The organism is Leisingera thetidis, from assembly GCF_025857195.1.
Classification (GTDB): domain Bacteria; phylum Pseudomonadota; class Alphaproteobacteria; order Rhodobacterales; family Rhodobacteraceae; genus Leisingera; species Leisingera thetidis.
The window spans coordinates 163,149-172,367 of sequence record NZ_CP109787.1 but is presented as its reverse complement, the minus strand read 5'-3'; the positions used below and the strand labels follow the sequence as shown (position 1 = coordinate 172,367).

The 9,219-nt window shown below is 63.8% G+C and carries 9 protein-coding genes; 2 read left to right on the top strand and 7 right to left on the bottom strand.

Annotation, left to right across the window (positions count from 1 at the left end; all coding sequences use genetic code 11):
- Positions 1-22 precede the first annotated feature (22 nt).
- Both OKQ63_RS00810 and OKQ63_RS00805 read right to left on the bottom strand, forming a co-directional pair.
- Entirely contained in the window at positions 23-3,478 is a 3,456-nt protein-coding gene (locus OKQ63_RS00810; protein ID WP_264212100.1) for a chromosome segregation SMC family protein, read from the bottom strand.
- Between the two features lie 154 nt (positions 3,479-3,632).
- A complete protein-coding gene (locus tag OKQ63_RS00805; RefSeq protein ID WP_264212099.1) occupies positions 3,633-4,841 on the bottom strand; it encodes an aminotransferase-like domain-containing protein in 1,209 nt (402 codons plus the stop codon).
- Between the two features lie 158 nt (positions 4,842-4,999).
- Here OKQ63_RS00805 and OKQ63_RS00800 point away from each other — a divergent pair, with 158 nt between their 5' ends.
- A complete protein-coding gene (locus OKQ63_RS00800; protein WP_264212098.1) occupies positions 5,000-5,770 on the top strand; it encodes a FadR/GntR family transcriptional regulator in 771 nt (256 codons plus the stop codon).
- A gap of 152 nt (positions 5,771-5,922) precedes the next feature.
- Complete coding sequence (locus OKQ63_RS00795; protein WP_264212097.1) at positions 5,923-6,339, top strand: VOC family protein; 417 nt, start codon at positions 5,923-5,925, stop codon at positions 6,337-6,339.
- 138 nt (positions 6,340-6,477) lie between these two features.
- Here OKQ63_RS00795 and OKQ63_RS00790 read toward each other — a convergent pair whose 3' ends face one another.
- The 5 genes from OKQ63_RS00790 to OKQ63_RS00770 all read right to left on the bottom strand — a co-directional run bounded on the left by OKQ63_RS00790 (position 6,478) and on the right by OKQ63_RS00770 (position 9,180).
- Positions 6,478-7,035, bottom strand: coding sequence for a F0F1 ATP synthase subunit B (locus OKQ63_RS00790; RefSeq protein WP_264212096.1), 558 nt, complete (start codon positions 7,033-7,035; stop codon positions 6,478-6,480).
- A gap of 4 nt (positions 7,036-7,039) precedes the next feature.
- A complete protein-coding gene (locus OKQ63_RS00785; protein WP_264212095.1) occupies positions 7,040-7,588 on the bottom strand; it encodes a F0F1 ATP synthase subunit B' in 549 nt (182 codons plus the stop codon).
- Positions 7,589-7,670: 82 nt separating this feature from the next.
- Positions 7,671-7,907, bottom strand: a complete 237-nt coding sequence (locus tag OKQ63_RS00780; RefSeq protein WP_008553903.1) for a F0F1 ATP synthase subunit C — start codon at positions 7,905-7,907, stop codon at positions 7,671-7,673.
- An 87-nt stretch (positions 7,908-7,994) separates the two neighbouring features.
- Positions 7,995-8,795, bottom strand: a complete 801-nt coding sequence (locus OKQ63_RS00775) for a F0F1 ATP synthase subunit A (protein ID WP_264212094.1) — start codon at positions 8,793-8,795, stop codon at positions 7,995-7,997.
- Between the two features lie 40 nt (positions 8,796-8,835).
- The gene (locus OKQ63_RS00770) at positions 8,836-9,180 is read right to left on the bottom strand and encodes an AtpZ/AtpI family protein (protein ID WP_434086050.1); all 345 of its coding nucleotides are present in this window, start codon (positions 9,178-9,180) and stop codon (positions 8,836-8,838) included.
- Positions 9,181-9,219: the final 39 nt, after the last annotated feature.

Here is a 9,219-nt window from a genome sequence, read left to right as displayed (position 1 = left end):
AGCCCCCGCAGCACCGCGTGCCTCAGGCCACCATCGCCTCTGCCTTCTTGAGGTCAACAGATACCAGCTGGCTCACACCCTTTTCCTGCATGGTGACACCGAACAACCGGTCCATCCGCGCCATCGTCACCGCGTGGTGGGTGATGATCAGGAAGCGGGTGTCGGTCTGGCGGCACATCTCGTCCAGCAGATCGCAGAAGCGGGTGACGTTGGCATCATCAAGCGGCGCGTCGACCTCGTCCAGCACACAGATCGGCGCCGGGTTGGACAGGAACACCGCAAAGATCAGCGCCATCGCGGTCAGCGTCTGCTCGCCGCCGGACAGCAGCGACAGCGTTGACAGTTTCTTGCCCGGCGGCTGGCACATGATCTCCAGCCCCGCGTCCAGCGGATCGTCGCTTTCGACCATCACCAGATTGGCCTCGCCGCCGCCGAACAGATGGGTGAACAGCATGGCAAAGCTGTTGTTCACCTGCTCGAACGCGGTCAGCAGCCGCTCGCGGCCTTCGCGGTTCAAACTGGCGATCCCGTCGCGCAGGGTCTTCACCGCGCCTTCCAGGTCCAGCTTCTCCGCCACCAGCGTGTCATGCTCGTTCTGCACCCCGCGGGCATCTTCCTCGGCCCGCAGATTCACCGCCCCCAATGCATCCCGCTGGCGCTTGCAGCGGTCCACCTCGTGTTCGAGATCGTCCGAGGCCGGCATCTCGTCCGGCGACACGCCCAGCTTTTCCAGCAGCGCCTGCGGAGTAATCTGCTGCGCCTCGATGATCCGGCCCGCGGCCTGGGTGACAGCGTCCTTGGCCGCATCGCTGCGCGCCTCGGAGCGCGCCCGCGCCTCGCGCGCCTCGGAGGCCAGCCGCTCGCACTCGCGCTCCTTGTGGACCGCCTCGCGCAGCGCGGCCTCGGCTGCTATCAGCGCCTCTGTGGCCGCTGATTTGCGCGCCTCGGCTTCGGAAATCGCCTCGTTCAGCTCTTCCCGCTTCTCGGCAATCTCGGCGGGAACCGCATTGGCCTCTTCCAGCTCCTCCTGCGAGGCTTCGCGGCGTTCCGCCAGCTCCTCGATCCGCTGCTTGGCGCTGTCCAGCCGGTGGCGCCAGCCCGACAGCTCCTTGGTCACCTCCTGCGCGCGCCTGGTGCGCGCCTCGCCCTCGCGGCGCAGTTCGTCGTGGCTGGAGCGGTGGGTCAGCATGGTGATCCGCGCCGCCTCGACCGACTGCTTGATGTCCTCAACAGCGCTGCGGGCCTGGTCCAGATCGCCCAGCTCCCCCAACCCTTTCTCCGCCTCTTTCAGCTGCAAACGGGCGCTCAGGGCGTCTTCCTCATGGCGGGAGACCGCAATCCCGAGAGTTTCCAGCTTGGCCTCGGCCAGATTCCGGTCTGCCTCGGCACGGCTCAGCGCGCGGGCCGCGTCGGCCACCCGCTGATCCGCCACCCGCCGGGCCTGGCGGGCGTTCTGGTCTGCCAGCGTCACTTCTTCCAGCTTGCGCAGCAGCATTTCGTGCGCGGACCGGGCGCCATCCGCCCTGGCGCTGACGTGTTCCATTTCCTGCTTCAGCGCTTCCAGCTTGTTCAGCTGCTCCAGCCGCAGCGCAGCAGCGCTTGGCGCATCCTCGGCCCAGGCGCGGTAGCCGTCCCAGCGCCACAGATCGCCCTCAACCGTCACCAGCCGCTGGCCCGGCTGGAGCTGCGGCTGCAAGGCCGCCGCGGCATCGCCATCCACCAGCCCAATCTGCGCCACCCGGCGCGACAGGGCATCGGGGCCGGAGACAAACAATGCCAGCGGCTGCACGCCCTCCGGCAGCGTTGCGTCGCGGTCATAACCTGGCAATGCCACCCAGCCGGTTGGCCCGTCCGTCTCCGCCAGCGGCGCGCGCAGGTCATCGGCCAGCGCAGCCCCCAGCGCCTTCTCATACCCCGGCGCCACGGTCAGCTCGTCCAGGATCTGGCCGCCCTCGGCGGTGTCGCGCTCGACCAGCTTGGCCAGCGCCGTCACTTCGGCACGCAGCGCGCCCAGCCCGCCCTCGGCTTCAGACCGCTGCGAACGCGCCTCGGCTTCGCGGCTTTGCGTCTCGGTGCGTGCGTCATCAGCAGCCGCCAGCGCTTCTTCCGCCATTTCCGAAGCCTCTCGGGCCTCTTCTTCAGCGGTCACAGCCGCTTCAAACTTCTCCGCTGCCAGCTCCAGCGCTTCCTGTGCTTCGTCCTGGGCCGCCCGGGCTTTTCCCGCCTCGCCCTCAGACCGGCCAAGCGCCCTCTGGCAGTCCTCGACCGCACGGCGCGCCGACTGGTGGCGGGCAGCCAGACGGGCCACATCCTCGGTCACCTGCGCCAGATGATCCTCGCGCGCCTGCAGGATCGAGCCCGCATCCCGCGCCAGCTCCGCCGCCTCGGCCAGCTTGGCATCATGCCCGCCGCCGGCCTTGGACAGCTCGCGCTGTTCCCACTCCAGCCGTTCGATGGTTTCACCGGCGTCGTTGTTCAGTCCGGACTCGCGCTCGATATCGTTGCCCAGCTGCACAATCCGGCTGCTGAGCCGTTCAATGGCCTGGCGCGCCTGCGCCTCCTGATCACCCAGCGAGTCGCGCTGCACCGCCAGCCGCTGCAGGATGGCAGCGGCAATCGCTTCCTCCTCACGCAGGGGCGGCAGTTTTTCCTCATGGGTTCCGCGCTGCGCCGCCGCCGCACGCACCAGCGCCTCGGCCTTGGAGGCCTGCTCGACCCGCACCCGCATCTCGTCCTCCGCCGCCAGCCGCGCCTCGTCCGCCTCGCGCCAGCGGCGGTACAGCAGCATGCCCTCCGACAGCCGCAGCTTCTCGCCGATCTCGCGGTAGCGCTGCGCCTGCCGCGCCTGCTTGGCCAGCTGCGCCAGCTGCCCGGCCAGCTGTTCGATCACATCATCGACGCGCAGCAGGTTGGCTTCGGTGTTCTTCAGCTTCAGCTCCGCCTCGTGGCGCCGCTGATAGAGGCCGGAGATCCCCGCCGCCTCTTCCAGGATCCGCCGCCGCGCCTTGGGCTTGGCGTTGATCAGCTCGGCGATCTGCCCCTGCCGCACCAAGGCCGGCGAATGCGCGCCGGTGGAGGCATCGGCAAACAGCATCTGCACATCGCGGGCCCGCACATCCTTGCCGTTGGACTTATAGGCGCTGCCGACATCGCGGGTGATCCGGCGCACGATCTCCAGAATGTCGCTGTCGTTGAACCCGGAGGGCGCGAGCCGTTCAGAGTTGTCGATCTGCAGGCTGACTTCGGCAAAGTTGCGGGCAGGCCGCGACGAGGTGCCGGCAAAGATCACATCCTCCATGCCGCCGCCGCGCATCGCCTTGGCGCGGGTCTCGCCCATCACCCAGCGCAAAGCCTCCAACAGATTGGATTTGCCGCAGCCGTTTGGCCCCACAACCCCTGTCAGCCCGTCGGCTATGACCAGTTCGGTGGGATCGACAAAGCTTTTGAAGCCGTTCAGCCTGAGCTTGGAAAACCGCAAAGCTGCCCCTTCGTGATTCCGTATCGAGAAAGTTCAGCGGTTCCTATCGCGTGAGTCAACGCTCCGCACCCCAAATCGGGGCGAATTCGCCTCAACGCCCACCATATCTTGTGGATAACCCGTGCGTACCGGCGGTCTTTCGCCAAATCCGTCCTCAGGCGGAGCCCAGCAGCCGTCCCAGCCGGGCAATCCCCTCCTTTATGGCGGCATGATTGGAATTGGAAAAGCTCAGGCGGATTGTGTTCTGACCGCTGCCATCGGCAAAAAACGCTTGTCCGGGGACAAAGGCCACCCGTTCCGTCTCCAGCGAACGCGCCAGCAAGTCTGCGCCGCTCATGCCATCCAGCAGGGTCACCCAGATGAACATCCCGCCTTCAGGCCGGGTCCACTCCACGCCCTCCGGCATAAGTTCCGCCATTGCCGCTAGCATCACATCGCGGCGGCGCTGATAAACCGCACGCAACTTCTCAACATGTTCGCCGAAACAGGCCTCTGCAACGCCATGGACAGCTATCTGGTTGATCGACGAGGTATGCAGATCCGCCGCCTGTTTCAGCAGCACCATCTGCGCAATCACCGGCTTGGCCGCCACTGCCCAACCGATCCGCACGCCCGGCGCCAGAGTCTTGCTGAAGGTGCCGCAGTAAATCGTCCGGCAGTCCTCGATCGAGCCCTTCTGTTCAATCTCCAGCGCCAGCACCGGCGGCACCGGTTCCCCATCATAGCGCAGCGACTGATAGGCCGCGTCCTCGATGATGGCACAGTCCAGCGTGTCCGCGATGTTCAGCAGCCGCAGCCGCCCGGCGCGGCCCAGCGTATCGCCGGTCGGATTGGCAAAGTCCGGTGACAGATAGGCGAATTTCACCGCACTCCCCGCCTCTGCTGCGCCTTCGGCATAGCTTTCCGCGGTGCGGTTTCCGTTCAGCGACAACCGGTCATAGCGCGGCTCATAAGCGTTGAAGGCCGCCAGCGCCCCCAGGTAGGTGGGCCAGCCGACCAGCGCGGTATCGCCAGGCGACAGGAACAGCTTGCCCAGGTAATCCAGCGCCTGCTGGGAACCGGAGGTGATCAGCACGTTGTCCGCGCTGCAGGCGACACCGATCTTTGCCATTTCGCCCGCAATCCATTCGCGTAGCGGCAGATAGCCTTCGCTCACCGAATACTGCAGCGCCATCGCCTGGCGCTCCGGTGCCAGCGCATGTTTGAAGGCTTCCGCAAATTCATCCGCCGGAAACAATGCCGGATCCGGAATGCCGCCGGCAAAGGAAATGATGTCCGGCTGGTCCAGCAATTTGAGCAGCTCACGGATTTCCGATGCCTTCATCCGCGTGTTCCGGCTGGCAAAGATCTGGTCAAACTGCATGCTGGCTCTCCTGGCGTATGATCTAGGGTCACGGTAGGAGAGCGCAAATTAATGTCAATAATACTGACCTACTGTTACAGCCATCGTGATCCCCGCCTGCCCTTGCAGCCGACGGGCCTGCGTGGTCATATGTTTTGACCAATTCACAAGAGCACGAGATGCCGTTCCAGAAAGTCCAGCCCGAGAAACTCTCCGCCTCCGTCGTCAAGCAGATCGAGCAGCTGATCCTGCGCGGTGTTCTTTCGCCCGGCGAGCGCCTGCCCGCCGAACGCGAACTGGCAGACCGATTGGGCGTCTCCCGCCCGTCGTTGCGCGATGCCATCGGTGAATTGCAGGCGCGTGGCCTGCTGGCCTCCAAGGCCGGCTCCGGCGTGTTTGTGGCCGATGTCCTGGGTTCCGCCTTCTCCCCCGCCCTGATCCAGTTGTTCGCCACCCATGACGAGGCGGTGTTCGACTACCTCTCCTTCCGCCGCGACATGGAGGGGCTGGCCGCCGAACGCGCCGCCCGCTTCGGCTCCGACTATGACCTGCAGGTGATCCAAGCGATCTTTGACAAGATGGAAGCGGCGGGCAATCCGGCCGTGTCCGAAGCGGCGGCCAAGCTCGACGCCCAGTTCCACTCCGCCATCATGGACGCCAGCCACAACGTGATCATGCTGCACATGATGCGGTCGATGTTCGATCTGCTGCGCGAGGGCGTTTTCTACAACCGCCGGATCATGTTCCAGCAGCACACCACCTATGAAGCGCTTCTGGAGCAACACCGCGCCATCAACGCCGCCCTGCAGGCCCGCGACCCGCAGGCCGCCCGCACGGCGGTCGAGGCGCATCTGGATTATGTGAAGCAAGCCCTCACCGACCACCAGCGCGCCGAACGCAATGCCGAGGTCGCCCGGCAGCGGCTGGAGCATGAGACCGGGAAGGGATGAAGTGCGGGACAATGTAAGCAATCGTTGCAATTGCATCAATGCCGGCGTCGGGGATCGACAAGGGGCCGTTTATTGATCCGAATTCTGTGCTGGCCCACAAAAGTGCAGCAATCTCGTTTGAATGGCCAATCTTCCGGAAGGAAACGCGAAGCATGATTGCCTACGTCACAGTCGGTGCGGATGACATCACGCGGGCGAAACGGTTTTATTCCGCATTCCTGCCAGCCCTTGGTTACGAACTGGAGGAAGGGCCTGAGGGCCTCAGTTACGCACTGCCCGTACAACCGGGGCAATCTCCCGTTCTGCCTGACTATTACGTTAAACCAACCTTCGATGGACGTCCGGCCTTGGCTGGCAACGGCTCCATGGTCGCATTCGAGGCGCGCAATCAAAAGCAGGTTCGTGATCTCCACGCCGCCGCGCTTCTCGCAGGCGGTTCCGACGAGGGCCAACCGGGCTTTCGTGCCGCTTATGGACCTCAATTCTATGTTGGCTACCTTCGCGACCCTCAAGGCAACAAGATCGCACTATTCTCCAGCGACCCGAACGAACCAAGACGAGACGGATAGCGCGGGTTGCACGGGCGGCAAAAGCCATTCGCCGCAACACGGAAGATCCGTATTATAGGCTCAGTGCTCCCTGCTCCGAAGCAAAAAAACCCGGCCGCTTATGGCCGGGTTTTTAGTTTCATCCGTGTTCGCTCAAGCTTAGTGCAGCTTGGCGTCCACATCCGCGATGGCGGCGTCGATCAGCTTGTTGGCCTCGGCGGCGGTCATCTGCTTGGAGATCACCTGGTCCGCAGCGGCAACAGCGATGGAGATCGCCCGGTCGCGCACTTCCTTCACAGCCGAAGCTTCTGCCGAGGCGATCTGCTCCTGGGCAGCCGCCAGACGGCGGGCGATGGAAGTTTGCAGATCCGCTTTCGCAGCTTCAGCTGCACGGGCAGCGTCGTCACGGGCGGCAGCAACGATCTGATCGGCCTGAGCCTGAACTTCCTGCTGCTTGCGCTCATAGGACGCCAGAACGGTCTGGGCCTCTTCGCGCAGCGCACGGGCTTCTTCCAGTTCCTTCTGGATTCCCTCCGCACGCTTGTCCAGCTGCCCAGCGATCAGCGACGGAACCTTGGCATAAAGCAGAATGCCGATGAACAGCACGAATGCCAGCGCTACCACCAGATTGGTGTTGGACAGATCCATGCCGCCGCCGGCCGCAAAGGCGGGCGAAGCCGCAGCAAAGGTCAGGGCAAGAGCGAGAATATTGCGCATGTCCTTATCCTTTCGTCCGTTCGGCAACTGCCGCGGCAACTGCGTTTTTATCTGCCGAACCGCCCAGTGCTGTCACCAGCGCCTCTGCGGTATCAGTGGCAACTGCCTTCACGCTCTCCAGCGCGCCGGCCTTGATTTCGGCGATCGCCTTTTCCGACTCGGCAGCCTTGGCGGAGATCTGTTCGTCCGCTTTGGCGATTGCCTCGTCCAGCCCGGCCTGAATTTCCGCGCGGGTCTCAGCAGCGATGCGCTGAGCTTCGGCACGGGCATCCGCCAGAGCTTTGTTGTATGCGTTTTCGGCCTCGACAGCCTTGGCTTTCAGGTCTTCAGCCGCGGCGAGGTCGTTGGTGATGGTCCCCTGGCGCTCGGCCAGCACCGCACCGATGCGGGGCAGCGCGACACGCGACAGAATGAGGTAGATCACGACCAGGGCGACCACGAGCCAGAAGATCTGGTTCCCGAAGGTCGAGAAGTCCAGTTGCGGCATGCCCGGAGCAGACCCGTGCGCTGCGTCTGCGGCGCCGTGTGCTGCGTCTTGCGTATTTGATGCCATGTCGTCCTCCTTGGGAACTTGCCGTTACACCGGGCAGTGCGGTCCGCACCGCCCGGCCGTAAGGAAATAGGTTCCTAAGGTCTTAGACGGCGAACATCAGCAGCAGAGCGACCAGGAACGAGAAGATGCCCAGTGCTTCTGCAAACGCGATGCCGATGAACAGGGTTGCGGTCTGGCCGGCGGCTGCCGACGGGTTGCGCAGAGCGCCTGCCAGGAAGTTGCCAGCCACGTGGCCCACACCGATTGCGGCTGCGCCGGAACCGATTGCTGCCAGGCCTGCGCCGACGAACTGACCGAGTTGTGCGATATCGCCTTCCATGATGTCTCTCCTTACGATGGAATGTGGTGATTTCTAGTGTGGGCGGGGCCGTTCCGGCCGCGCCCGGTAAGCTTTCAGATCCTGGCCTTAGTGGCTCGGGTGCAGTGCATCCTTCAGGTACACGCAAGTCAGGATGGTGAACACGTAGGCCTGGATGAAGGCCACCAGGACTTCGAGCGCATAAACCGCGGTGATGGCAAAGATCGGCAGGAAGCTGAACATGCCCAGTGCTGCGGCAAAGCCTGCAAACACCTTCAGAACCGCGTGGCCTGCCATCACGTTGCCAGCAAGACGGATGCTATGGCTGACAGGACGCACGAAGTAGGAAATCAGTTCGATGATGGCCAGGATCGGGCGGAGCGCCAGCGGCGCGCTCGACACCCAGAACAGGCCGAGGAAACCGGCACCATTCTTGACGAAGCCGAGGATGGTCACGGTGAAGAACACCAGCGCCGCCAGAACCGCAGTCACCGCGATATGCGAGGTAGTGGTGAACGAGCCGGGGATCAGGCCCAGGAAGTTGGCCATTACGATGAACATGAACAGGGTCATGATGTAGGGGAAGAACTTGACGCCGTCCTTGCCGGCCACGTCCTCGACCATCTTGTAGATGAAGCCATAGGCCAGTTCCGCAACCGACTGGGTGCGGCCCGGCACGATGGCGCGGCGCGAAGAACCCAGCACCAGCAAGGCAAAAACAGCCAGAACCGCCAGCCCCATCCACAGGGTCACGTTGGTCGGGGTATACCAGGAGATGTGATCGCCGAACAGAGGCGCCACAATGAACTGGTCCATCGGATGAATTGCCAGCTCTGCTTCCGCCGGAGCGAAAATCAGCCCCGACACGACAACCAGTGCCAGAGCTGCGAAAAAGAATATTTTGCCCATCGGTCCGCTTCTCCTGTCGCCGGTCGCTGATCCCGTCGGATCAATCCCGGTCTTGCGCATTTTTCTTGGCCTCATCGGCCAGTTTCTGTTCCTGGATCTCTTGCGCGGTGCGAAGCATCGTCTTCACTCCAGCCGCCAGGCCCAGCATTACGAACAGCACCATGAAGATGGGCAGGGTTCCAAACAGAAGGTCCAGCCCGTATCCGATGCCAAATCCGATCGCGAGACCGGCCACCAATTCGATCACCATCCGCCAGGCCATGTTGGCCATCGAATAATGCTCATCCGCGCGCGGCTTGGGCTCCTGGGCCTTACGCGCCGCCGCCAGCTTCTCCTCCAGCTGCGCCATGCGCTGCTTTTGGTCGTCGTCGGTCACGGGCGCCATCCTCACGCGAATTTCTGTGAAGGGTGCTAAGGCCAAGGG